The sequence below is a fragment of the Rathayibacter sp. VKM Ac-2835 genome (assembly GCF_013266705.1).
Taxonomy (GTDB): Bacteria; Actinomycetota; Actinomycetes; order Actinomycetales; family Microbacteriaceae; genus Rathayibacter.
In genome coordinates this window covers 26,702-51,976 of the sequence record NZ_JABSNQ010000005.1, presented here as the reverse complement: position 1 = coordinate 51,976, position 25,275 = coordinate 26,702, and the positions used below count along the sequence as shown (strand labels likewise).

Sequence of the window (25,275 nt, the reverse complement as noted above, 5' to 3'; positions counted from 1 at the left end):
ACCCTGCCATCCCCAGCACGTCACCCTCCCACCACCGAAAGGCAACACCATGACCTCCCCTTTCAGCCTCGAAGGCAAGACCGCCCTCGTCACCGGCGGCAACCAGGGCCTCGGTAAGGCCTTCGCGATCGGACTCGCCGAAGCCGGTGCCCGCGTCGCGATCGCCGGACGCAGCGCCGCCCGCAACGCAGCGGTCGCCGAAGAAGTCGCCGCCGCCGGACACGAGTTCGTCACCATCACCGCCGACATCACCGACGACGCGCAAGTCGACCGCATGACCGAAGAAGCGATCGCCGCGCTCGGCGGCATCGACGTGCTCGTCAACAACGCCGGCACCTGCTACCACAACGAGTCCTTCAACGTCACCGACGACGAGTGGGCGAACGTGTTCGACCTCAACGTCCGCGCCCTGTGGAAGACGAGCATCGCCGTCGGCAAGCACATGCGCGACGCCGGATCCGGGTCAATCGTCAACATCGGCAGCATGTCCGGCCTCATCGTCAACCGACCGCAGTGGCAGCCCGCGTACAACGCATCCAAGGCCGCCGTGCACCACCTCACCAAGTCCCTCGCCGTCGAGTGGGCCCCGCACAACATCCGCGTCAACGCCGTCGCCCCCGGCTACGTCAAAACCGAGATGGCGCCCGTGGACCGCGAGGACTTCAAGCGCTACTGGATCGAGGACGCCCCCCAGCAGCGCTTCGCCCTCCCCGAGGAGATCGCGCCCAGCGTCGTCTTCCTCGCCAGCGGAGCCGCCTCCTTCATCACCGGCTCCGTCCTCGTCGTCGACGGTGGCTACACCGCCGTCTAACCCCTGACTTTCGAAGGAACCATCACCATGACCGAGATCAGACGCATCCTCGTCAACGCCGTCGACGACGTCGTCGTCGAACACCTCGACGCTCCCACCCCCGCCGCCGGCGAGGTTCTCGTCCGCAGCACTGTCGTCGGCATCTGCGGATCCGACATGCACGCCGCACACGGCCGCCACCCCTTCATCGACCTACCCTTCCGTCCCGGCCACGAAGTCGTGGGCGCGATCGCCGCGATCGGTGACAACGTCGACGCGGACCTCACCGGTCAGCGCGTCGTCATCGAACCGAACCTGTACGACGGCACGTGCGACCAGTGCCTCGCCGGCCGCTACAACATCTGCTCCACTCTGGCCGTATTCGGCTGCCAGACCCCGGGCGGCATGACCGACCTGTTCACCATCGACGCGGACCGGGTCATCCCGCTGCCGGACGACCTCGACGACACGTGGGCGTCCCTCATCGAGCCGCTCGCCACGCCGGTACACGCTGTCCGCCGCGCCGGCGATCTGCACGGCAAGCGCGTCGTCGTGCTCGGCGCCGGACCCATCGGACTGTTCGTCGCAATAGCGGCCCTCGACGCCGGCGCCGAGCGCGTGGTCGTCGCGGATCTGCTCGAGAGCAAGCGCGCCCGCGCGGAACGCCTCGGCGCGCACGGCTCGTTCGACTCGTCGGCGGACGACGCCGCCGAGCAGGCGCTAGCCGCGCTCGGAGGGAAGGCGCACATCGTGTTCGACTGCGTCTCGCGCGCCTCCACCGTCAAGCTCGCCATCGACGTGCTCGACAAGGGCGCCACGCTGATGACCGTCGGCGTGCCGGCCGGACCGACGATGGTCGACCTCGACCTCGTGCAGGACCGCGAGCTGACCATCATGGGCAACCTGATGTACGTCCGCGAGGACATGCTCCACGCCATCGAGATACTTCGTCGGCATTCCTTCCCGATCGAGGAGGTCATCACGTCGACTTTCGACCTCGAGAACGCCGCGGACGCGTTCAAGACCTCCGACGACCCCGAGCAGGTCAAGGTCCTCGTCACCGTCGGCTGATCAGTAGCCCGCCAGGCCGCGGCGCCCCGTTCATCACCAGGGAGGGTTGATGGACGGGGCGCCGCCCTTCCTTCAATTCCCAGCACTCCGACAACCCCCTCCCGAGTAGGACCATATGATCAACGATTCAGCCGTCGAGGTCGCCGCCGTGCTCTTCGACATGGACGGCACCCTTGTCGATTCGACCGCGTTCGTCGAGAGACTGTGGACAAGCTTCGCCAACACCTTCAACCTCGATGCCGAAGAGGTCATCCGCCGCTCGCGCGGCAGGCAGATCGTCGACACCGTCAGCGAATTCCTGCCGCAGCTTCCCGACGAGCATCGAAGGAGCATCGTCGCCGGGCTCATGCGCGAGGAGGCCGACAATGTCACTGGAATTCTCGAGATCCCCCACGCGCAACACGCGATGGCCAAGCTCATGGAGTCCGGCATACCGGTCGCGCTGGTCACCAGTGCCGTTCGCGAGCTCGCCGTCGCGCGAATGCGCGCAGCGGCGGTGCCTATGCCTCCGGTTGTAGTCAGCGCGGAAGACGTCGGCCGTGGGAAGCCTGCGCCGGACGGGTACCTGCTCGCCGCGGAGCTCCTCGGAGTCGATGTCGCCGCCTGTGTGGTCTTCGAAGACGCTGAAGCCGGAATCGCGTCAGGCCTGAACGCGGGCGCGCAAACCGTCGTCGTTGGAGAGCACTCCTCGTCCGCCACGACACGGCTGGGGCGCCTGCGCGATTGGTCCACCCTCCGGGTGCAGCGCGCAAGGATAGTTTCCGTGAGGCCGTCCTGGATACTGCTGTGGAACGACGACAGCCCAAGTGGTTCGAAGGCCACCTAGACCGTAACGACACCGTCTAAAAGGATTACCGGCGATCGATCCATCTCAGGAAGTCCCACCGCCGCGGTCTGCTATGAGGTCGGCTACACGAGCCTTTCGAACTTCAACCGCAATTCCTGGCCGAGAAGGGCGTCATGACGCGCCAGCACCGACAGGACGCCGGGTAGCCATCAACCTGTGTGACGCAACCGTGGAGCACCGCACTGCTCATGCGTGCCACAACCCGAACGTCGTTCATTTATCGTTGCTATCGGCGACCGAAACGCCCACTTGAGACCCGCCTCGGAACGAGAGATCGTTCCACGCGAAGCGTTTGATACCGGCCGTTGCAGATAGGCAGACCTCCGTCTGCGAACGCACAAGCGGGGGGCTGTGGACTCGCTCTCAACGGACCAGTACATCGGGGCGGCGACGACCGCGCACATCCCGGGAGGGCCACCGCGGATCAGTAGAAAGCACCTCGATGCCCTCGGGGGTGAGGAGGACGGTGTCCTCCACTTTTGCGCGGTAGCAGGAGGGATTCCACGCGAATGCCTGCCCGACCGCGACGCGGTCGGGACTCTCTGGGGTGGCGCGCGGGTCACGGCCGGCGTAGCCGGCCGCACCGCCCTGGTGGTGACGCAGCCATTCGTCCGAATCGAAGCCGTGACGCGGGTAGCCTCTCGCTGCTGTTCCGAGTACAAATCCGAGCGTCTGCCCATGGCGGAGCGCATCGAGTACATCGGCCTCGACTTGCAGAATTCCGTGCTCGGCTCGGCGCTCTTGGAGTGTCGCCGATCCGAAGCGGACGATGCGGGTGACGTTCGCGATCAGTCCGTGCCTTCGAGCACACACCACGGCCATCACGTAGCGCCCGAGCGGAGCGAGCGTGGGGAGAGGATGCCGGTAACTGGAGCGGCTCGCTCCTCCGACGAGCACCACGAGAGCTTCGCTGCCGGATCGGGTGACACGGCCGGCGAGGTCGGCTGCGAGGTCGAGTTCGGTTTGGTCCGGCGTTGCGGCGTGCAGTGCGTCGGTGAGCAGCGCTGCGGTGTCCGCGCAGAGGCGGCGGTAGCGTTCGGCCTCGAGCGGCAGCAGCACCCGGCGCGCTGCGCGGAGCTCCGCCTCCACTTCTTTCTCATCGAGGGCGTCCGCGCTCATGAGCGGCTCGTGCCACGCTCGTGTGACCACGATGGCGCCGGAGGGGAGCTCTTCCGCGCGCAGCCGTTCGATCTCGTTGTCGGTGGCGAGGATCTCGTCGTGCTCGCGGGTGATGCGGATGGCGACGACGGGGTCCGCGGCGAGGCTCACGTGAGTACGAGCCCCCTCCAGGTACCAGTTCACGGCGGCGGCGGAGCGCAGCAGCAGGGCGTCGTGTCCCTTGTCGTCGAGGATCGCGAGCACCTTTTCGCGTTTGATCGCATGTTCTTCATCGGTCGTCGGAACCGCGAGTTCGAGGGTCATCGTTCCTCCTGACAGGCGAGTCCGAGCCCGATGACGCCGGACAGCCGGATGCGATCGCCGCTGATCTCGATGGGGTTCGTCCCTGCCAATAGGTCGAGGTCGCCAAGGGAGGCGTCCTCGACGATCTCGACGAGAGGCTCGCCTGGCAGGGTGACTGCGAGTTGCGTGGAGATCTCGGGCAACAGGTGCGGGTGCACCTCGGCTCCGAATTCGGCAGCGACATCGGCGATCGCGAAGAACGGGCTGATTCCTCCGACCCGGATCACGTTGGGTTGGATGACGTCGACGGCACCGGCTCTGAGGTATTCGCGGAACCGCCAGTGCGTGTGCAGGTTCTCTCCGGCTGCGATCGGGACGCTGATGGCGTCGCGCAGTGCGGCGTATCCGGGGAGGTCGTCGGCACGGAGGGGTTCCTCGATCCAGGTGAGGTCGAATATCTCGAGCGCGTTGACCGCCTCGACGGCCTCCTCCTGAGTCCACAGCTGGTTCGCGTCGATCATGAGCCGCCGATTCGGCCCGATCACCGACCGGACGGCGGTGAGCCGTTCGGCGTCTTCTCGGAGGGAGCGGCCGCCGACTTTCACTTTCACGGCCCCGAAGCCCGCGTCGACCCAGCGCCCGCATTGCGCGGCGAGGTCGTCGGTCGAGTAGTGCCGGTTCACGCCGCTGCCGTACGCGGTGACCGACTCGTGGCGGATTCCGAGGAGTTCGGGGGTAGGTCTGCCGACGCGTCGCCCTGCCAGGTCCCACAGGGCGAGGTCGAGCCCGGCGGCCGCGATCGTGGTGATGCCTCCAGAGCCGGCCTCGTGCAGTCGTTCCCACAGTGCCGCAGAGAGGGAGGTGGGTTCGCTCGAGCGGTTCAGGGCGAAAGCGGTGATGTCCTCCTGCAGGAGGGCCGTGACGGCACCGCCGCCGATCGTGGGCGTCCACGAGACGCCATGACCCTGGGCTCCGTCGACGTCGGTCACTGTGACGGCGATGAACTGCACGTCGAGGACGTCCGATGCCCACGGTCGTGGCAGCGATCGTCGAAGACGGCGCACCGTTATGTCCGCGATGGTCGGCGCTGCCATCGATGGGGCAAGGGTGCTCATGCCACGTTCCGGGCAGTGCGGGGCTGCAGTTCGGTGCGCCAGCTGCGGGCCGGCCGCCATCCGATGACGCGCTCGGCCCGAGCGCTGGAGAACGCCGGTGCGCGTCCCGTCAGCGGTGCGGCGTCGGCTGCCGTGGTGATGCCGTAGCGGGGGAGCAGCTCTGCGAGCGGTTCGCGGGCGAAGGCGTCCGACGCTCCGACGAAGTAGCTCAGACCGTTCTCGATCGACCCCATGGCGGAGAGCAGTTGCGCGACGAAGTCGCCAGCATCCCGGGCATCCACGTAGTTGAAGAGCGACGGTGCCGCCAGCGCCGGATCATCGAGCCGGTCGCCGACGGAGTGGCCCTGCTGAGTCGGGGCGCCGTCCCACTCCTCCGGAGCGATCACGTAGCAGGGACGGAACGACGCCGTCGCGATCCGGTCTCCGAGCTCGGCGGCGAGGGAGGTCGCCATCTGCTCGGCGAAGAGCTTCGAGAGCGAGTACGCGTTCCAAGGTCGGGTCGGGTGCGTCTCGTCGAGGGGAAGGAAGGACGGGGCCCACCCCCCGGGGGCGCCGTAGCCGATCACGGTGGGGCTGGAGGCGGTGACGATCCGAGCGACGCCCTGATCCGCTGCGGCTCGCATGACTGAGAAGGCGAGGGCGGTGTTGACACGAGTGATGACCGCCTCTGGTGCGCTGAACGGTACAGCGATCGCGGCGAGGTGCACGACGGCGTCGGGGCGTTCGCGCTCGAGGAGGGCGTGGAAGGCGCCGTCCTCCAGGAGGTCGACCGTTGCGGTGCGCGCTCGGGCATCGACCTCGGCATCAGCCCGATCCACGGAGAGGACCTCGGAGCCGTCGTCGAGTAGTGCCGTCACGACGCTGCGCCCCAGCCGACCGGCGCCGCCTGTTACGAGAACCTTGCCCATGTCACAGTGCCGATCCGGCAGGGATGCGCTTGGACAGATCGATGCCGAGTTCGAGTTCGTCGATCGATGCGGGCAGGCCCGTGACGAGCGAGCGGTTGCCGAGGATGCCGACCGCGACCGCCCGTAGTCCGTCAGTGGCGTCGCTGGGTCGGCCGAGCGGGTCCGGGGAGGGGCCGTTGAAGACGTCCGAGAGCAGGATCGCGTCACCCCCGCCATGGCCGCCGATGCCGCTCGGGATCTCGACGTTCTCAGCGCGCTGCCAGTGACGCTGAAGCAGCAGCGACTCCCCGACAGGGCGGTTCGGGTCGTCGAGGTCCTCCTGCGGGTTGGCCGAGGGGTCGATGACCGTGCCGCCGTTGGCGTCGAGCACCACGGCGCTGCGCTCCACGACGTTCAACTCCGCGCGGCCCTCGGTACCGTTGACGACGACCCGGTAGCCCTCCCACGGCGCGTGCGCGTTGAGGGAGTAGCTCAGAGGCACGCCGGACTCGTAGGTGACGGTGAGCGCGAGGTTGTCCTCGATCGTCACGCCCGGCTCGAAGACTCCCAGGTCGCGTCTGTACCCGTCCAGTCTCCTCGGTTCGCCGTAGAGAGCGTCCAGTCGCGGATCCGCCGCCAGGTCGAGGTGGAATGGACTCGTCTCATCTGGCGTGTAGCGTGCGGTCACCTCCTGGTCGGCGCCGCCGTAGAAGCGGAGACCGCCGGCCGCGTAGACCTTCTCGGGGGAGTCGTCGATCCACCAATTCACGAGGTCGAAGTGGTGCGATGCCTTGTGGATCAGCAGACCGCCGGAGTTGGCCTTGTCGCGGTGCCAGCGGCGGAAGTAGTCCGCGCCGTGCGAGGTGTCGAGCACCCATTCGAAGTCCACCGAGGTCACGCGGCCGATCGCGCCGGACTGCACCAGCGCTTTCAGGGCGGAATTACGAGGCGAGTACCGGTAGTTGAAGGTCATCGTGACCGATCGGCCGGTGTCCTGCTGCGCGGCGATGATGCGCGCGCACCCCGCGGCATCGATCGTCAACGGCTTCTCCACGACCACGTCCGCTCCGGCGCGCAGGCTGCGGTCGATGTATTCCGCGTGCCAGACGTCCGGAGTGGTGACGATCACACGATCGATCGCGAGGTCGCGAATGATCGTCTCGAGCTCACCCGGCGCGAACAGCGTCGGCGGCAGCTGAGTCTTGGACCACTCCGAGAACCATTGGGCCGAGAGGCCGGCTCGATCGGCGTTGGAGTCTCCGATCGCGACGAGCTCAGCGACATCGCTGTGCTCCGTCGCGATCGCACGAAGGTACATCTCCGCGCGGTGACCGGATCCGATCAACGCGTAACGCGTGCGACGCTTCGCTGAGTCGTGTGTAGTGGGGGCCATCATCCTGCTCCTGTTGTCTCGCGGTAGAAACCGCTTTCTAGAAAGTAGCACGCTGCGCCGATCTCGTGGCAAGTGATGTTGCGCCGGACGACTAAAGTGAGCAGCGATGAGCAAGCGGGCGGAAGACACGATCGGCGACAGCGAGCCGCGCGGGCGCAAGCCCGGGATCGCCGCTGTCGCAGCGAGGGCGGGAGTGTCCAAGCCCACCGTCTCCCGCGTGATGAACGGGAACGCGTCAGTCGATCCGATCCTCGCGGAGCGCGTGCGGGTGGCCGCGGCCGAACTCGGCTACTCCGCGAATCCCGTCGCGCGCAGCCTCGCCCTCGGCAGGACCAACACCATCGCCTTCGTCCTTCCAGACCTCGAGAACCCGACTTTCCAAGCCGCGCTGCGCGGGCTCAGCCGAGCAGCAGCGCAGGACGGCTACCGGGTTCTCATCGCTGACACCCAGGAGAACGTCGCTGAGGAGCACGTGCTCGCCCTGGAGACGCGCAGCCGGTGCGACGCGCTTGTTCTCTGCGCGCCGCGAATGCCGGACGACGAGTTGAAAATGCTTCTTACCCAGGTGGAGCCCGTCGTGATGATCAACCGGAACGTGGAGAACGTCTCAACGCCCGTCGTCTCAGCCGATTACGACCGCGGGATCGAGGCGTTGCTGCGCCATGTCCACTCGCTCGGTCATCGCGACATCCTCTTCCTGCAGGGAGTCGAGGCGAGCAACTCCAACCGTCAGCGGTTGCGGGGCATCGAGCGGATGCTCAAGGCCCTTCCCGATCTTCGCGTGGAGACTCTTCGCTGCGGCGTCACCTTCGAGGACGGCCACGCCATGACCGGGACAGTCCGGGGAGCCGGCGCCACCGCAGTGCTGGCGTTCAACGACCTGGTCGCGATGGGGCTGCTCAGCGGGCTCCACGAGGCCGGTGTCGCAGTTCCCGACGCGATCTCGGTGCTCGGCTTCGACGACATCCCGTTCGCGCGGTACACGACCCCTCCTCTGACGACCGCAGCCGTTCCTGTAGCGGAGCTCGGGGAGCAGGCGTGGGTGCGCTTGCGTGCACTCCTTCGAGGTGAGCCCGTCCCCGCCAGCAGCACCGTGCTACCGCGCCTGGTGGTGCGCGGCAGCAGCGGCCCCGCCAGCCGCACTGAGATCTCCGCGGCCTGAGGGTCCCGGGACGCCGTGGAGCGAAGCTGCTGATGACAGAAGAAGTGGATTCGACGCGCCGACCGACAATGTTCGACGTCGCCCGCCTCGCGGGCGTCTCGCACACGACCGTGTCGCGGTTCATGGCGCACGACCCTCAGATCAAGCAGGTCAACCGAGAGCGCATCGAAGCGGCGATCGCTGAGCTCGAGTACCGACCCAATGTCGTGGCACGGTCGATGCGGATGCGAAGAACCGGCCTGCTCGCGGTCATCCTCCCCGCCAACATCAATGGATTCGGGTCAGCGCGCATTGTCTCCGCGGTGACGTCCACAGCACATCTCGCGGGCTACGAGGTCGAGGTCTACAACGTGGCCGGCGGCATGGCAGCTCGAACCAAACGCGCCCTGGAGCTGGCCGACTCGAAATCGGTCGAGGGCGTGCTGTCCTTGACAGATCTTCTGGACGACGACTACTCGAACTCGCGGACAGGGGGCGTCCCCGTGATCGTCTCTAGCGTCTATGACGACCTGCTGCAGGGCAACGGCGTGCTGATCGACGCGGCGCCCATCGCCGAGATCATGGACCATCTTCACTCGATCGGACATCGCCGCTTCTTCTGGGTGGGCGGACCGACCGGGCACCCGCCGTCGGCCGAACGCAAAGCCGAGTACCGTCGCGGCATCGAACGTCTCAGCGCGGTGTCCCTCGGCACGGCACACGGAGACTGGTCCGGGAAAACGGGAGAGAACGCCGTCGCCGGACTCGCAGAGGACTGCGGGGTCACAGCGATCCTCTGCGCGAACGACACTCTCGCGGCCGGCGCGATCAAGGCGGCCGTGACCCGCGGCTGGAACATACCCGGCGATGTCAGCATCACCGGCTGGGACAACAACGCCGTCGGCGAGTACCTGCCGCCCGGGCTGACCACAGTCCACGTCGATCACGACCTGCTCGGCAGCGCCTCGATGCGCCGCCTAATCGCGGCAGTCAGGAACGAGCCGGCTGAGCCGGAAGACCTCACACATCTCAACACGGTCATCTGGCGCGGTTCCGTCGGCCCTGCCGCCACCCGGTAGCCCGCCGGTCCTCGCGAATTGTTGACATCCTCGGTTGGGATGTGTAATTTGTGTGAAAGCGGTTTCTGGTAACGATAATATTATGACGTCCCTCGACGCTGTCGGGCCGCGCTTTGTACGATCCGAAGGAGCATCGATGCAGCAGTTCACCGCACCATCGAGAGGTGGTGCCTCATGAGCGCGATCGGAGAGATTCGAGCGCTGAGCCGCAAGAAGGGCGGAGCGACCGAGAGCGCGCTCGAGCGCAACCGCGACGGCAAAGCCGCCGCCGTCTTCCTCGCCCCGTGGGTCATCGGCCTCGTCGCCATCACCCTCGGGCCGATGATCGCCTCGCTCTACCTGGCCTTCACTGACTACAACCTGCTGCAGACCCCGAATTTCACCGGTCTGGACAACATTCAACGCATGCTGGGCGATGAGCGACTCGGCAAGTCGCTGCTCGTCACGTTCGGCTACGTGATCGTCTCGGTACCGCTGCAACTCATCGCTGCCCTGCTGCTCGCGCTCCTGCTCGACCGGGGATTGCGCGGACTGCCGTTCTACCGCTCAGTCCTGTACCTGCCCTCCCTTCTGGGCGGCAGCGTCGCCATCGCAGTGCTCTGGCGCTTGGTCTTCGGCGCCGAGGGACTGTTCAACTCGTTCCTCGGAATCTTCGGCATCGACGGCCCCAGCTGGGTGTCCTCGCCGGACACCGCCCTGGGCACGATCGTGCTGCTCCACGTTTGGACTTTCGGCGCACCGATGGTCATCTTCCTCGCCGGTCTGCGGCAGATCCCGCGCGAGCTCTACGAGGCGGCATCGACCGACGGAGCGAACCCGTGGCGCAAGTTCACCAACATCACCCTCCCGATGCTCAGCCCGATCATCTTCTTCAACCTGGTACTCGGACTCATCGGCGGTTTCCAATCCTTCACGCAGGCGTTCATCGTCTCGGGCGGCTCCGGCGGACCGGCGGATTCGACTCTGTTCTTCTCGCTCTACCTCTACCAGGAGGGCTTCGCGAGCTTCCGGATGGGCTACGCGTCCGCCCTCGCCTGGCTGCTTCTGCTCATCATCGGCGCGTTCACCGCCCTGAACTTCTGGGCCTCCAAGTATTGGGTTTTCTACGATGACTGACACGATCGCTCCTCAGACCACCGGCGTCGTCCTCCCTCCGGGCACCGATGTCCCGCGTGCCACGGCTCGCGCGAAGGGGCCCGTAGGAGAAGGCCGGCGCCGAGTGACCTCAGTCCTCAAGCACGTCGCGCTGATCCTGGTCTGCCTGGTGATGCTCTACCCGCTGCTGTGGATGCTCGCGAGCTCCGTCCGGCCGAACGATCAGATCTTCGCGAATCCCGGTCTGTTCGTGGACGTCTTCGATTTCAGCCACTACCCGGATGGCTGGAACGCACTCGCGCAGCCGTTCGGCAGCTACCTAATCAACTCCGGCCTGATCGTGCTCGGCTCCGTGATCGGCAACCTTCTGTCGTGCTCCATGGCCGCCTACGCCTTCGCCCGTCTTCGTTTCCGCCTGAAGACTCTCGCGTTCGTGCTCATGCTCGTGACGATCATGCTCCCGATCCACGTGCTGATCATCCCGCAGTACGTCCTCTACGCTCAGCTCGGCTGGCTGAACACCTTTTTGCCGCTGATCGTGCCGAAGTTCCTCGCGACCGACGCCTTCTTCATCTTCCTGATGGTGCAGTTCATCCGCGGCATTCCCCGCGAGCTCGACGAGGCGGCCCGCATCGACGGCGCCGGCCACTTCCGGATCTACTTCCAGCTGATGCTGCCGCTGATGGTGCCGGCCCTGGCCACCACCGCGATCTTCACCTTCATCTGGACCTGGAACGACTTCTTCAGCCAGCTGATCTTCATCACTGACCCCGACCTGTACACCGTGCCCGTGGCGCTGCGCTCCTTCATCGACGCGCAGTCCCAATCCGACTACGGCGCGCTCTTCGCCATGAGCGTCGTCTCGCTCATCCCGGTCTTCCTCGTCTTCCTGTTCGGTCAGCGCTTCCTTCTCCAGGGGATCGCTACGACCGGCGGCAAGTAACCCTCCCCTTCCCGCACAGCACTTCACCGAGAAAGAGACATCCATGCATTCCGTGCAACGTCGCACCATCATGATCGTGGGACTCACGACCATCACCGCCCTCGCCCTCTCCGGCTGCGCCGTCGGCGGCGGCCAGAGCACCTCCGCCGAACTGAGCGAAGAACCCGTCACCATCTCCCTGAACTGGTGGGGGGCCGACGCCCGCACCCAGGCCACGAACGAGGCGGTCGCCTTGTTCGAGGAGGAATACCCGAACGTCACAGTCGAGACCTCGTTCGCGGACTGGACCGGATACTGGGACCGTCTCGCCACGAGCACCGCCGCAAGCGACATGCCCGATGTGATGCAGTTCGACCAGCTGTACCTGGCCTCCTACGCCGACCGGGGCACGCTTCTGGATCTCAGCACCGTCACCAACCAGCTCGACACCAGCGAGCTCCCCGAGAGCATCCTGCAGACCGGCCAGGTCGGCGGCAAGCAGTACGGCCTCCCCGTCGGCGGCACTCCGAACGGCGTCATCGTCAACACGGCGATTCTGGACGAGTACGGCATCGCGATCCCCGACTTCGACACCTGGACGTGGGAGGACTACGAGGCGATCGGCAAGGAGATCTCCGAAAAGTCCGGAGGGGCCGTCCGCGGCGTCTCCACGGTCGGCGCCGACTCCTTCAGCCTCAGCGTGTGGGCTCGCCAGCACGGCGAGAACCTCTACAACGAGGACGGCGACGTCGCCATCAGCCCGGAAACCATCGTCTCCGCCTGGGAGAAGTCGCTCGAGCTGATCGACTCCGGCGCCGCACCGACCGTCGAGCACATCTCCGAGACCACCGGCGCTTCCCTCGACCAGACCGACCTGGCGCTGAGCAAGATCGCCTTCGCGTTCATCCCGGCCGGACAGATCACCGCCTACCAGGCCGCCGCACCCGACGCGAAGTTCATCCTCGGCAACTGGCCGACCGAGGCGGACACGGAGCCGGGCTTCCAGTACCTCAAGCCGACCCAGTACTGGGTCGCCTCCTCCAAGTCCGAGCACCCCGCTGAAGCGGCCGCGCTGATGAACTTCCTCACCAGCGACCCCGACGTGGCGAAGCTGTTCGGCACCGACCGCGGCGTCCCGGCCAACCCGACCGCTCAGGAGGCGATCGAGTCCAGCCTGGACGAGACCGGCAAGATCACCCTCGACTTCACCAACGCCATGGCCGAGACGGTCGAGAGCGCCCCGCCGATCACGCCCAACGGCGCCAGCGATGTCGAGAACGTCATCCTGCGCTACTACCAGCAGGTGCTCTTCGGCCAGCTCGACGCCGAGGCCGCCGCAGAGCAGCTGATCGCCGAGGTGCAGACCTCGATCGACGCCGCCAACTAGGACCCACCACCTGAAGGCTCCCTCCCCGTTCCCCCTTGAACGGGGAGGGAGCCTTCATTGAGCCTGCACCCAGACCCCTCGAACCTCGAACGGGACGCCATCAACGCGTCCGCACCAGCACGTCACGGCATCCGTTGTTCGAAGGAGAACACGCGTCATGAAGACATTCGCTCGGCCGCTCGCAGCCCTGCTCGCCCCGATCCTCGCCGGGTCGATGATCCTCGCGATCGCCCCCACCGCATCAGCGGCGCCGCTGTCCGCCTACATCGGATTCACCGACAAGAGCGCACTGGAAGCCTCCGGACGCGCCGTGGTCGCCAGCGGCTCCCTCGCCGTGACGACCGCGTCCGTGCCCGTCAGCACCGGAACGAGCTACTTCGTCGACTCGGACGGCGGAGACGACACCGCCGCCGGCACCTCCGCCGCAACCGCGTGGAAGACGCTCACCCGCGTCAACGAAACTGTCTTCTCCGCCGGCGACCACATTCTGCTGAAAGCAGGCAGCAGCTGGACGGCGAGCGGCAGCACCGTCGCCAAGGAGGCCTACGACTACACCACGTGGTCCGGCACCACCCCCACCGACGTCACAGGCCCCGACGCCACGGCTTTCCTGGCGCCCCGCGGCTCCGGCACCGCGGAGAACCCCATCGTCCTCTCCAGCTACGGCAACGGAGCAGCCCCCGAGCTCAACGGCCGCGGCGTCGTCAACGACGTCCTGCAGCTGACGAACCAGCAGCACTGGGACATCTCCAACCTCGAGATCAGCAATGTGGCTGACGGGTTCAACCCCGCGAAGTTCGAGCCGGGCCTGAACCAAGGGCTCAAGGCGGGGGAGGAGAACCCGAGAACGGGCGACCTCCGCGGAATCCACGTGCAGGGCGAGAACGCCGGCACACTGAGCGGCTACGACATCCACAACGTCTTCATCCACGACGTCAGCGGCGTGATCTGGTCGATCGGCAACACCGGCCTCGACCGCTCCAAGCGCACCGGCGGCATCCTGTTCGAGGGTCTCAAGGGCGACGGGCGGACCGTCTCGCAGTTCTCCGACGTCACCGTGCGAGACAGCATCGTCGCGAACACCTCCTTCGCCAACGTCTCCTTCAAACAGTTCTCCGGCATGGGAGAGAACCGCTACAAGGACGTCAAGCCCGGCTGGGGCGACCGCGCCGCCGGCAAGGCGAGCAACACCGGCGTCATCACCGAGGACCCGGACTGGCGCCCGCACACCGACGTGAACGTCACCGATAACTACCTGACGAACCGCAACACCGCGTACGGCTGGGACTCGCTTTACCTCACGAGCGTGCAGCACGCCACCGTCGAGAACAACATGATCGACGGCACCGGCGTCTCCGGCATCGAGATGTACTACGCGGACGACGTCCTCGTGCAGAACAACGAGGTCGCCGAAGTGGAGGTGCGGGTGAACGCCGCCGACTCCAATGCGATCGACCCCGACCGCGGCACCTCCAACATCCTCATCCAGGGCAACTACCTGCACGACTCCGGCGAAGGCGTCCTGCTCTGCGGCTTCAGCTTCAGCACCGCCGTCGTGCGCTACAACGTCATCCAGGACGTCGACCGCAACTACGTCAACCCGCACGGCGACTCCGGGGTGAACGTCATCTACAACAACCTGATGTACAACACGCAGAAGCCGCTGAAGAACAACACCATCGGCTTCTTCGAATCCTCCGGCAGCGCCTCGGACTTCCTGCTCGACAAGAACCGGCACTACCTCTACAACAACGTCTTCCAGAACGCCCGAGCCGACGTCGCCGGTGCCCAGTTCCAGAGCACTATGCCCGGAGTGACCTTCAGCAACAACTCCTACTCCGGTCCGAAGGTGACGGCCGTGGCCGCTGATCCCCGCGCGATCACCGGTGACCCGAAGATCGCAGGGAACCCAGCGGACGCCGTCTCCAACGCAGCGATCGCGGCCGCTGACTCGCCGCTCATCTCCGCCGGCACCACCGTCGACCTCAGCAAGGTCGCTCCTGGCTTCGCCGTCACCGGAGCCTCCGACCAGAGCCGACTCCCTCTCACCGTGGACTTCTTCGGGACCGGCATCGGCACGCCGCCGAACGTCGGGCCCACGTCCTACCAGCCCGCCACCGGTCAGGCCCTCATCACCGGCACTGTCGCTGCAGCAGACGGAGTCGCCGTCCCCGGCGCCCTCGTGACCTACGGCGCACAGACCGTGACCGCTGGTCCCGACGGTCGCTACGCCATCGAGGCCGCCCCCGGCTCCTACACGCTCATTCCTTCGGCCGGCGGCTACGCGGACGGCGCGCCCGTCGCCGTGTCACCGACCGCCGGTGAGACGATCCGCCGCGATCTCACGCTCGGCGCCACCACCTCCACTGTCGGGACGATCACCGGCACCGTGACCTCCGCCGGCCAGCCCCTCACCGGCGCGACCGTGACGCTCACCACCGACGGCCAGGAGATCGCGACACAGTCGACCGACGCCGCAGGCGCCTACCGCTTCACGGACATCCCGCAAGGATCGACCTACACCCTCACCGCCACCAAGGACGGCCTGCAGTCGGCCACGCAGTCCGGCATCGTCGTCACGGCCGCCCGGACTGCGACGGTGAACCTCGTCCTCCCGCGCACGAACGTGCCCACGGAGTACGCCCTCAACGAGACCTTCGACGGTGAGCCCACCGGCGACTTCACCGCTACGACCGACGGTGCACTGGTATCCAAGACCGCCCCGGCCGTCGGAACGATCAGCATCGTCGACGACGCCGCAGACGCCGGCAACAAGTACCTGCGGCTCAACAAGAGCAGCACGTCCGCCGGTGTCCTCTCGGTCTACAACCCGACTGAGCTGAACCTGACCGGAGTCGTCACGATCGAATCCCGGGTCAAGCGCACCACGTCGAACACCTCGGCGAACCAGGTCGCCATGTACTCCTTCACCGAGAAGGACTGGAACGCCACTAACCCCGCCTCCTCGACGAGCCCGTCGGCGACTTTCGGGCTCTCCGCCGGCAAGATCATGACGCACAACGTGACCGGCTCGAGCACCATCAAGAACGTCGCCAACTACGCCGTCGGCCAGTGGTACACCGTCCGGGAGGTCGTCGACCTCGACGCGAAGACGTTCGACTTCTACCTCGACGACATGACGACCCCGGTCCTCACCGACCAGCCGCTGCGCACCGCCGTGGACGACCTGGACTACTTCCAGATCTTCACGAACGGCTCCAACGTCGGCGACATGCTCGTGGACTACCTCCGAGTGAACACCGGCGCACCGTACGGCTACGGCGACGCGGGGCTCAGCTCCGCGACCGCCGTCAGCGACGGCGCCGATGTCGCCCTCACCGCGTCGGAGGACGGCCTCGGCTACAGCGGGACCGTCGCTCCGTTCGCCGAGACGGCGACCATCGCCGCGGCGCCGGCGAGCCCGTTCGCGACCGTCTCCGTCGACGGGACGACGGTGCCGAACGGCCAGCCGGTCGAGATCGACCTCGCCACCGGGAGCAACGACGACACCGAGTTCGTCACGATCGTCCCCGTGGTCGTGACCGCCGAGGACGGCACGCAGCGCAGCTACACGGTCTCGCTCGCGCAGACGAACCCGAACCAACTCCGGCAGCTGCGGGACCTGGCGGTGACCGGATCGGAGCTGTCGCCGGCCTTCGCGCCGGGGCGGCAGGGCGAGGAGAACCCGTACCTCGTCCAGGGCGAGCTCCCCGCGACGACCGGCGCGGTGACGCTCAGCTGGCGTCGCGGGTGGTCGGGACAGCAGGTGCAGGTGAACGGCCTGGCGGTCGCGGCCGATGCGACGCAGGCGACGGTGCCGATCGTGGCCGGTGAGAACACGATCGAGGTCTCGGTCGACTCCTACCCGGGTGACTTCGGGACCTACGTGCTGACGCTGACCCGGGCTGCGGCGGCCCCGGCGCTGGACGTCGACGTGGCGACCTCGTCGCGGTGCATCGCCGGCAAGTCGGTCCTCACGGCGACGGTGACGAACGCGTCGACGGTTCCCGTGACTGTCGCGCTGACCTCGGTCTACGGGTCGAAGACCTTCGCCCCGATCGCACCGGGCAAGAGCGCGGTGCAGGCCTTCACCACCCGCCTGTCGACGATGCCCGCCGGCACCGTCGAGGTGGCGGCGACCGGCACCGTCGCGGGCTCGCCCGTCTCGCTCAGCGAGTCGGCGCCGTACACGGCGCGCAGCTGCTGACGCAGGGGGGCGCCGGATCCCCACCGGCGCCCCTCCTCCACTCCCTTCCCCACTCACGGCCGGCGCCGTCCTCGGCGTCGGCTCCCCGACCCGGCCTCCGGGTGCATCCGACAGAGGAGTCGACATGAACCACCGCAACCACCACCGCGCCCGCGTCTGCGCGGCCGCCCTCGGCGTGCTCGTCCTGGCGAGCGTCGCCGGAGCCGGTCTCGCCTCCGCCGAGGAGATCCAGTACGGGGACGGAGAGGTCGATGTGAACGTCGACATCGCCGAGCTCGACGAGCCGGGGATGCTCGCCATGAGCGTCGCGGGCACGAGTACCGCGCTGACCGAGACCGGATCGACCGCGACCGTCCGCCAGTTCACGGGCGTCCTGCCGACCGTGACCGTCACCGACACCCGCGAGGCCGACGAGATCTCCGAGGACGCCGCCTGGTACGTGCTCGGTTCGTCCTCGGACTTCACCGGGGCGACGGGTCAGGACCCGATCGGCGCGGAGTACTTCGGCTGGACGCCGCGGATGATCAGCGACCCGAACCAGGAGCAGGTCTCGGCCGGCAGCCCCGTCGGCTCGGCCGTCGACGGCGGGACGAACGACGTCGGCCTCGTCGACCAGGAGTTCCTCGCCTTCGCGCCCGACTCCGCCGCGATCGTGACGACCGGTTCGTGGACCGCGACCGCCGACCTCGCGCTGCGCGTGCCGTCGACCGTCGAGTCCGGCGCGTACAGCTCGATCCTCACCCTCTCGCTGTTCGAGACCGACTGACCCGCTGGGCAGGAGCGACTCGCGGAGGAGATGCGACGAACGGCCGAGCCGCTGGAGCGACTCGGCCGTTCGTCGTGCATCAGACGGCGGTCGCCGCCGCGCTCCGGGCCGCCAGCGCGGCCCGCCCAGCGGCGATGATCGCCGTCAACTCTGCGAGGTGCTCGGGCGTGGGATCCACCAGCGGGGCGCGAACCCCTCCCGCAGCGACTCCGTTCAGACCCGCGCCGGCCTTGACCAGTGCGACCGGGTACCCGGGGACGCGGTCGCGCAGACGCACCAGCGGGTGGAAGAACTCGCGAGCGAGCAACTCCACCGTCGCCGTATCGCCGGACTCGAGCGCGTCGTAGTACGCGAGCGCGATCTCGGGGGCGAAGGCGAAGGTGGCGGAGGAGTAGAGCGGCACCCCGATCGCCTTGTACGCCGGCTGGGACACCTCGGCTGTCGGCAGTCCGTTGAAGAAGAGGAACTCCTCGGCGTCCTCGCGCGTCGCATCCGTGACGGCGCGCACGATCCGCGACATCAGGTCGACATCGCCGACGCCGTCCTTCAGACCGATCACGTTCGGGATGCGCGCGACCTGCACCGCGCTCGCCTCATCGAAGCGGGCAGTGGCGCGGTGGTACACGATCACCGGCAGCGTCGTCGCCGCGGCGACAGCGGCCACGTACGCGAGCAGACCAGCGGTCGGTCCGGAGACGAGGTACGGCGGCAGCAGGAGGATGCCATCGGCGCCTTCGGCTTCGACGGCCGCCGCGAGCTCGACGGCGGAGCGGAGCGGTCCGCCGACTCCGGCGAAAACCGGAGCTCGCCCAACGGTCACGGTCACGGCGGTCCGCACCGCCGCCTGGATCTCGGTCGTCGAGAGCGCGTGGAACTCACCCGTGCCGCAGGCGACGAAGACTCCGCCGGGCGAGGAGTGCAGCGCCGTGTCGATGTGGTCGGTGAGGGCCGCGTGGTCGATGTCACCGTCCGAGTCGAACGGTGTGATCGGGAAGAACAGGATGCCGTTGAGCACGGGACTCCTTCAGGTGGGGATCGGACCGGATGCTTGGAACGCTAGAGTCTGCATCGATGCAGGTCTAAGCCGATTCTTGGACCGATTGATACGGGGAGGGCATCGATGTTCTCGCTGACGCAGCTGCAATGCTTCGTGGCGGTAGCGGAAGAGCTGCACTTCGGTGCAGCTGCCGCCCGGCTGCAGATGACGCAACCGCCGCTGAGCCGACAGATCCAGCTGCTCGAACGCGAACTCGGCGCACTGCTATTCACCCGGACAAGTCGCTCGGTGGTGCTCACCGGCGCCGGAGCAGCCCTTCTCGCGGGCGCACGCGGCATCCTGAACCTGGCCGAGCGCACCACGAGCGATGTTCGTCGGGTGGCCGCCGGCGGCGCAGGCACGATCACCCTCGGCTACACCGCCATGGCCGCGCAGTCGGCACTCCCGGGGCTGATGCGCCGACTCACCGACGAGCTCCCCGACGTCACCGTGGTCCTCCGCGAACTCGTCTCGTCGAACCAGATGGACGAACTGCTCACCGGCACGATCGATGTCGGTCTCCTCCGGCCAGTAGCCCCTCGACCCGGGATCGCACTGCGCCCGATCTTCTCGGAGCCGCTCGTTCTCGCTGTCCCCGAAGCGCACCGTCTCGCCGCCCGGTCAACGACTGCCACCGCTGCGGACGTCGCGGCGGAACCGTTCCTGATGTACTCGCCGACCGTCGCGCGGTACTTCCATGATCTCGTGCTCACCTTCTTCACCACCGCCGGAGAGCATCCGCGCATCGTGCATCACGCCGGCCAGGTGCAGACGCTGCTCTCCTTCGTCCATGCCGGACTCGGAGTGGCACTCGTGCCGGCGTCGGCGGGGCTGGTGCTCCCTCACGGTCTCTCTCTCGTTCCGCTCACGCCAGGCCCGACCGCTGCCCACCCGGTGCAGCTCGACGCGGCGTGGGCGCGGGACTCGATCAACCCGCTGGTGCATCGCACACTCGACCTTCTCCTCACCGATGCCGTTACGGCATCGGATGATGCCGCAGTTGTCGTGGACGTGCATCGATCGGCTTCGTAGCCTGATCTGAGGCTGCATTGCACGGCGGCTGGAACCCTCGGCAAGGAGCCCCATTGAGCCTCGATACGACCGCCACGTCCTCCTCGATCGAGGGCACCTCCCTCATCGGCGGCTCGGCCGTCCGCGGAACCGACGGCACCATCACCGCCACGGATCCGCGAACGGGAGCCGCGTTGACGCCGGTCTTCGGACTCATCGGTGCCACCGAACTCGACCTCGCCGCCGACCTCGCGACAGAAGCATTCGACAGCTACCGGAGCACGCTCCCCGAGCAGCGGGCCGCCTTCCTCGAGACGATCGCCGACAACATCGCCCGCATCGGAGAAGCACTCGCCGACCGCATCGTCGCCGAGACCGGTCTTCCACGAGCGCGCGCCGTGCAGGAGACCGGCCGCACCACAGGACAGCTGCGCCTCTTCGCCGCGGTCCTCCGCGAGGGCAACTACCACGACGCCCGCATCGATTCCGCGCTACCCGATCGCACGCCGCTGCCTCGGGCAGACATCCGACTGCGGAAGATCCCGCTCGGACCGGTCGCCGTCTTCGGTGCCTCGAACTTCCCCCTCGCCTTCTCCGTCGCCGGCGGCGACACCGCTTCCGCTCTCGCGGCCGGCTGCCCGGTCATCGTCAAAGCGCACGGCGCCCACCCCGGCACCGCCGAGCTCGTCGGTCGCGCGATCGTCGCCGCCGTCGCCGCGAACGGGCTGCACCCCGGAGTCTTCGCCCTCGTCTTCGGCCGCGGCAACGAGATCGGCACTCGCCTCGTCCAGCATCCGGCGATCACCGCCGTCGGGTTCACCGGCTCCCGCCGCGGTGGCCTCGCCCTCGTCGACGCAGCAGCCCGCCGACCCGTCCCCATTCCGGTCTACGCCGAGATGAGCAGCATCAATCCGGTCTTCGTGCTGCCCTCCGCCCTCGACGACGCGGCGCGCGTGCTCGGCGAGGCGTGGGCGGGCTCGCTGACCCTGGGTGCCGGCCAGTTCTGCACCAATCCCGGACTGCTGTTCCTCGCCGACGGACCAGGGGCGGACGCCTTCCTCGCCGGCGCTAGTGAGGCGGTCGCGGCCGCCTCCGCCGCCCCGATGCTGACCGCAGGCATCGCCGACGCGTTCGCCGACGGAGCAGCTGCCTTCGCCGGCCACGACAGCGTGACCACGATCGCCACCGGGACCAACGACGCGTCGATCGCTGTGGCAGGCCTTCCACAGGTCTACGAAGTCAATGCGGCCACGTTCCGCGCCGACCCGGTCCTGCAGGAGGAGGTCTTCGGGCCGGCAGGCCTCGTCATCCGAGTCGCCGACGCCTCGGCGATGACCGACCTTCTGGAGAGCATGGAAGGCCAGCTGACCGTCACCGTGCACAGCGACGGGACCGACGACGGGGTCCGTGAGCTGGTTGCAACCGCCGAGCAGCGCGCCGGCCGCATCCTCTTCAACGGCTGGCCCACGGGCGTCGAGGTCGGACACGCGATGGTTCACGGCGGCCCCTTCCCCGCCACCTCGAACGCGCGGACGACATCGGTCGGGACTCTCGCGATGGACCGCTTCCTTCGCCCGGTCAGCTACCAGAGCTTCCCGGCCGCGCTCCTTCCGCCGGAGCTCGCCGACGACAACCCGCTCGGCCTCTGGCGCCAGCACGACGGGGTCCTCTCGAGGTCCTGACACACCTCACCCCCCGCTCGATGACGCAGATGGAAGCCGACCGATGACATCGAACCGCCCCCCGTACCGCGTGGCCATCATCGGCACCGGCGGGATCGCCGCAGCGCACGCGCAAGCCTTGGCAGAACTGCCGGAGCTCGCGACCCTCGCAGCCGTAGTGGACCTCGACCAGCCTCGCGCGGAGGCCTTCGCCGCCGTGCACGGCGGGACGGTGCACGCGCGGACGGATGCCATGCTGGCGGCCGAGCAACCCGACCTCGTGCACATCTGCACGCCACCGCAGACGCACGCCCCTCTCGCGCTCCAGGTGGTCCGCTCCGGGACCGCCGTCCTCGTCGAGAAGCCGACCGCCTTGTCCCTGCAGGAGATGGACGAGCTCACGCGAGCACAAGAGGAGCACGGCGTCCCCGTCCTCACCGTCTTCCAGCACCGCTTCGGTGCCGCGGTGCTGCGCCTGCGCAGGATGCTTGCCGAGGGCGTACTGGGACGCCCGCTCGTCGCCACCTGCAACACCCTCTGGTACCGCGGCGACGACTACTTCGCCGTCCCGTGGCGCGGGCGATGGGAGGTCGAAGGAGGCGGGCCGACCATGGGACACGGGATTCACCAGTTCGACCTGCTCCTCTCCATTCTCGGGCCGTGGACGGAGGTGAGCGCATTCGCAGCCCGGCAGACGCGTCCTACCGACACCGAGGACGTGTCGATCGCCCTCGCCCGCTTCGAGAACGGCGCTCTCGCGACGATCGTGAACTCGGTGGTGTCGCCGCGGGAGACCACGACGCTGCGCTTCGACTTCGAGCATGCGAGCGTCGAGGTCGAGCACCTGTACGGCTACCGCGACGCGGACTGGCGCTTCACCCCCGCGCCCGGCCAGGAAGAGCTCGCCGTGTCGTGGAACGAGTCCCCGTCAGACGCGATCAGCAGTCACCGTCTCCAGTTCGAGGCGATCTTCGACGCCTTCACTGCAGGGACAGAACCGGGTGTCTCCCTGACCGAGGCCCGCCGCACCCTGGAGTTCGCAGCAGCGACCTACGCTTCGGCATTCCGCGGCGTCCCCATTGCGGCCGGCAGCCTGACGGGCGAAGACCCCTTCACTCGCAGCATGGACGGGGGAGTGGTGCCGTGGCCGCCTCTGAAGGATCGGACCCCATGAATCAGCTCCGCCTCGAGCACGTGATCGACTCCCATCTGACCGTCTTCGACGGAGCCGTCGCGCTGCTCCGCTACGTCTACCGCCCGGACACGCCGACGCTCGAGTCGCCCAAGCCCTACCTTCACCCGTTGCGCACCCGGGGCGATCAGGTGGTGAGCCTGTTCCGCCCGCACGACCACGTCTGGCACAAGGGGATCGCCTGGTCCCTCCCACACCTGGGGGAGGAGAACTTCTGGGGCGGTCCGACCTACGTCCATGGGCGGTTCTACGTTCAGCTCCCGAACAACGGCGAGCAGAAGCACCGCACGATCAGCGACATCACCGCCGGCGAGGAGGCGCTCTTCGCACACGAGCTGGAGTGGATCGCCCAGGACGGTCGAATGCTCGTCTCGGAGCACCGGAGCATCAGGGCCGTCCTGCTCGACGACGATGCCTGGATGCTGCAGTTCTCGACCGCGATGACCAACGTCTCCGGCGAGGCGATCAGTATCGGATCACCGACGACGAAGGGCCGGGAGAACGCCGGCTACGGCGGGCTGTTCTGGCGAGGCCCGCGCTCCTTCACGGGAGGCCGGCTTGTGTCGGCGACATCCACTGGAGGCGACGAGCTGCGCGGCGGGCACCACGAGTGGCTGGGCTTCAGCGGGCAGCACGACGAAAGCGGCGCATCATCGACAGTGCTCATCGTCGATCATCACGAGAATCCTCGGCATCCGCCGCAGTGGTTCGGTCGCAGTGAGGACTTCGCGTGCCTGAACCCGGCCCCGTTCTTCTCAGAAGAGCTCGATTTCGCAGCCGACTCGACGATCCGCTTCCGCTACGGAATCGGGATCTCCGACAGCGGTGCCGAAGGGGCTCACGCGCTGGCCGACCGCGTCCGCGTCAGGATCACGTGATGAGCACGTTTCCTGGTGGAACCTCGGTGTCGTTCCTCGACGTGTACACCGATATCGGTCCGGACGGTTTGCGCGGCGGGAGTCCGCACGTGCATCTCGCGTCCACCGAGTGCTACCTCGTGATCGGCGGCGCCGGTCGGCTGCAGACCTTGAGCATGAACGGTTACGAGGAGATCGAGCTGACCGCGGGGACGATCACCTGGTTCACCCCGGGCGTCATCCATCGCGCCGTCAACGACGATGACCTTCGTGTGATCGTCCTGATGAGCAACGCAGGCCTACCCGAAGCCGGAGACGCCGTGATGACCTTCCCACCGGAGGACCTCGCCGACCCGACTCGCTATCGCGAGATCGCCGCGCTCCCCGACCGCCCCTCAGAGATCGAGCGAGCGGCAGACGCGGCGCGGCGCCGGGATCGAGCAGTGACGGGATTCCTCACTCTCCGAACCGCCGCGCTCGCTGGAGAAGTGCACGTCCTCGAGCAGTTCTATGCTGATGCCGCTCGCTTGGTCACACCGAGGGTCGATGGCTGGGATCGCATCGTTGCCGAGGGTCCGCAGGCGCAGCTGAACCGAACGCAGGTCGCGTTGAGTGCCCTGCGTTCGCAGGATCTCACCCACCTTGCGCTGGCCCAGGTGCAGACAGCTTCACTCGATGCGGCCGAGCCGAGATTCGGCATGTGCGGACGCCTACGCCCGCTGTCCTAGAAAGTGGTACCCCAGCCCAGACTGCGCAACCAAGCCGCGCACTCGGTGGTCCAGCTCTCGGGCAGTCCAGACCCCTGCGCGAGGCCTAGACCGTGGATTCCTGAGGGGTAGACATGCACCGAGTGAGTGACAGCTGCTGCACTGAGCGCCTCCGCTAGGCGGTAGACCGGCGCAACCGGAACGGTCGCGTCGTCGGCGGTGTGCCAGAGGAACATCGGAGGTGTTCGGGGCGTCACGAGCCGTTCCAGCGAGACGGCCTCCCGCTCCTGATCCGTGGCGCTTTCTCCCAGGAGGGCGACGCGGGAGCCGTCGTGACCGGGTAGGACCATCGAGACAACGGGGTAGCAGAGGACCGCGAGATCCGCTGCCCCGGCTCCTGGCGCAAGAGCGGCGAGGCCCGCGGCGTGCCCCCCTGCGGAGAAGCCGAGGACGCCGACTCTCGCCGCCCCGGCTCGACGCATGCGGGCGATCTCCGAACGCACGGCGTCGAGAGGTGCCGGGTGGACCGTACCCAGTGGGTGTCGGTACACGCTGGCTTCGACGCCGAGTCCTCTCAGCCACTCCGCAACAGGTTCCGCCTCGTGCTCGGTGTGCGTGATGTAGCCGCCACCGGGCAGAACCAGAACGTGATCGCGCGCCATAGTCGGACTCTAGCCACCGTTGCCCCCGCCGAGGTCCGTAGTCGCATA

General features: G+C 67.6%; 21 protein-coding genes. 15 read left to right on the top strand and 6 right to left on the bottom strand.

Going from position 1 to position 25,275, the window contains the following annotated elements:
* The first annotated feature begins 49 nt into the window (after window positions 1-49).
* The 3 genes from HRK28_RS19215 (at window position 50) to HRK28_RS19205 (ending at window position 2,687) form a co-directional block, all read left to right on the top strand.
* Entirely contained in the window at window positions 50-811 is a 762-nt protein-coding gene (locus tag HRK28_RS19215) for an SDR family NAD(P)-dependent oxidoreductase (RefSeq protein ID WP_173252749.1), read from the top strand.
* Between the two features lie 27 nt (window positions 812-838).
* Window positions 839-1,861 (top strand): zinc-binding dehydrogenase, encoded by a 1,023-nt coding sequence (locus tag HRK28_RS19210; RefSeq protein ID WP_173252748.1) that lies wholly within the window; start codon window positions 839-841, stop codon window positions 1,859-1,861.
* A gap of 115 nt (window positions 1,862-1,976) precedes the next feature.
* Window positions 1,977-2,687, top strand: coding sequence for an HAD-IA family hydrolase (locus HRK28_RS19205; protein WP_173252747.1), 711 nt, complete (start codon window positions 1,977-1,979; stop codon window positions 2,685-2,687).
* 384 nt (window positions 2,688-3,071) lie between these two features.
* Here HRK28_RS19205 and HRK28_RS19200 read toward each other — a convergent pair whose 3' ends face one another.
* The 4 genes from HRK28_RS19200 to HRK28_RS19185 are packed head-to-tail and all read right to left on the bottom strand — an operon-like array spanning window position 3,072 to window position 7,507.
* Window positions 3,072-4,130, bottom strand: coding sequence for a Xaa-Pro peptidase family protein (locus HRK28_RS19200; protein WP_173252746.1), 1,059 nt, complete (start codon window positions 4,128-4,130; stop codon window positions 3,072-3,074).
* Window positions 4,127-5,224 carry a mandelate racemase/muconate lactonizing enzyme family protein gene (locus HRK28_RS19195; protein ID WP_173252745.1) on the bottom strand — a complete coding sequence of 366 codons (1,098 nt, stop codon included), beginning with the start codon at window positions 5,222-5,224 and terminating at the stop codon, window positions 4,127-4,129. Before HRK28_RS19195 ends, HRK28_RS19200 begins: the two co-directional genes overlap by 4 nt.
* Complete coding sequence (locus HRK28_RS19190; RefSeq protein ID WP_173252744.1) at window positions 5,221-6,132, bottom strand: NAD(P)-dependent oxidoreductase; 912 nt, start codon at window positions 6,130-6,132, stop codon at window positions 5,221-5,223. Before HRK28_RS19190 ends, HRK28_RS19195 begins: the two co-directional genes overlap by 4 nt.
* A 1-nt stretch (window position 6,133) precedes the next feature.
* Window positions 6,134-7,507, bottom strand: coding sequence for a Gfo/Idh/MocA family oxidoreductase (locus HRK28_RS19185; protein WP_173252827.1), 1,374 nt, complete (start codon window positions 7,505-7,507; stop codon window positions 6,134-6,136).
* Between the two features lie 103 nt (window positions 7,508-7,610).
* Between HRK28_RS19185 and HRK28_RS19180 the strand changes: the two genes are divergently transcribed.
* From HRK28_RS19180 to HRK28_RS19150, 7 genes are all read left to right on the top strand, one after another.
* The gene (locus HRK28_RS19180) at window positions 7,611-8,666 is read left to right on the top strand and encodes a LacI family DNA-binding transcriptional regulator (protein WP_173252743.1); all 1,056 of its coding nucleotides are present in this window, start codon (window positions 7,611-7,613) and stop codon (window positions 8,664-8,666) included.
* Window positions 8,667-8,698: 32 nt separating this feature from the next.
* Window positions 8,699-9,724: a LacI family DNA-binding transcriptional regulator gene (locus HRK28_RS19175; RefSeq protein WP_173252742.1), complete on the top strand. Its 1,026-nt coding sequence runs from the start codon at window positions 8,699-8,701 to the stop codon at window positions 9,722-9,724.
* 174 nt (window positions 9,725-9,898) lie between these two features.
* Entirely contained in the window at window positions 9,899-10,840 is a 942-nt protein-coding gene (locus HRK28_RS19170) for a carbohydrate ABC transporter permease (protein ID WP_173252741.1), read from the top strand.
* Complete coding sequence (locus HRK28_RS19165; protein ID WP_173252740.1) at window positions 10,833-11,762, top strand: carbohydrate ABC transporter permease; 930 nt, start codon at window positions 10,833-10,835, stop codon at window positions 11,760-11,762. The genes HRK28_RS19170 and HRK28_RS19165 overlap by 8 nt, the downstream gene beginning before the upstream one ends.
* Before the next feature lie 76 nt (window positions 11,763-11,838).
* Complete coding sequence (locus tag HRK28_RS19160; protein ID WP_173252739.1) at window positions 11,839-13,128, top strand: extracellular solute-binding protein; 1,290 nt, start codon at window positions 11,839-11,841, stop codon at window positions 13,126-13,128.
* Window positions 13,129-13,285: 157 nt separating this feature from the next.
* The gene (locus HRK28_RS19155; protein ID WP_173252738.1) at window positions 13,286-17,335 is read left to right on the top strand and encodes a carboxypeptidase regulatory-like domain-containing protein; all 4,050 of its coding nucleotides are present in this window, start codon (window positions 13,286-13,288) and stop codon (window positions 17,333-17,335) included.
* 124 nt (window positions 17,336-17,459) lie between these two features.
* Window positions 17,460-18,101, top strand: a complete 642-nt coding sequence (locus HRK28_RS19150; RefSeq protein WP_173252737.1) for a hypothetical protein — start codon at window positions 17,460-17,462, stop codon at window positions 18,099-18,101.
* 79 nt (window positions 18,102-18,180) lie between these two features.
* On the opposite strand, the gene HRK28_RS19145 is transcribed toward HRK28_RS19150, so the two are convergent.
* The gene (locus tag HRK28_RS19145) at window positions 18,181-19,116 is read right to left on the bottom strand and encodes a 5-dehydro-4-deoxyglucarate dehydratase (RefSeq protein WP_173252736.1); all 936 of its coding nucleotides are present in this window, start codon (window positions 19,114-19,116) and stop codon (window positions 18,181-18,183) included.
* 105 nt (window positions 19,117-19,221) lie between these two features.
* Between HRK28_RS19145 and HRK28_RS19140 the strand changes: the two genes are divergently transcribed.
* From HRK28_RS19140 to HRK28_RS19120, 5 genes are read left to right on the top strand one after another with little or no spacing between them, the layout of a single operon-like run.
* Window positions 19,222-20,169: a LysR family transcriptional regulator gene (locus HRK28_RS19140; RefSeq protein WP_173252735.1), complete on the top strand. Its 948-nt coding sequence runs from the start codon at window positions 19,222-19,224 to the stop codon at window positions 20,167-20,169.
* Between the two features lie 53 nt (window positions 20,170-20,222).
* Window positions 20,223-21,830, top strand: a complete 1,608-nt coding sequence (locus tag HRK28_RS19135) for an aldehyde dehydrogenase (NADP(+)) (protein WP_173252734.1) — start codon at window positions 20,223-20,225, stop codon at window positions 21,828-21,830.
* A 43-nt stretch (window positions 21,831-21,873) separates the two neighbouring features.
* Window positions 21,874-22,983 carry a Gfo/Idh/MocA family protein gene (locus HRK28_RS19130; RefSeq protein ID WP_173252733.1) on the top strand — a complete coding sequence of 370 codons (1,110 nt, stop codon included), beginning with the start codon at window positions 21,874-21,876 and terminating at the stop codon, window positions 22,981-22,983.
* Window positions 22,980-23,879, top strand: coding sequence for a PmoA family protein (locus tag HRK28_RS19125; protein ID WP_173252732.1), 900 nt, complete (start codon window positions 22,980-22,982; stop codon window positions 23,877-23,879). The genes HRK28_RS19130 and HRK28_RS19125 overlap by 4 nt, the downstream gene beginning before the upstream one ends.
* Complete coding sequence (locus HRK28_RS19120; protein WP_173252731.1) at window positions 23,879-24,586, top strand: cupin domain-containing protein; 708 nt, start codon at window positions 23,879-23,881, stop codon at window positions 24,584-24,586. The genes HRK28_RS19125 and HRK28_RS19120 overlap by 1 nt, the downstream gene beginning before the upstream one ends.
* Here the strand turns inward: HRK28_RS19120 and HRK28_RS19115 are convergent.
* Window positions 24,583-25,227, bottom strand: coding sequence for an alpha/beta hydrolase (locus tag HRK28_RS19115; protein WP_173252730.1), 645 nt, complete (start codon window positions 25,225-25,227; stop codon window positions 24,583-24,585). The genes HRK28_RS19120 and HRK28_RS19115 overlap by 4 nt on opposite strands.
* Window positions 25,228-25,275 lie beyond the last annotated feature (48 nt).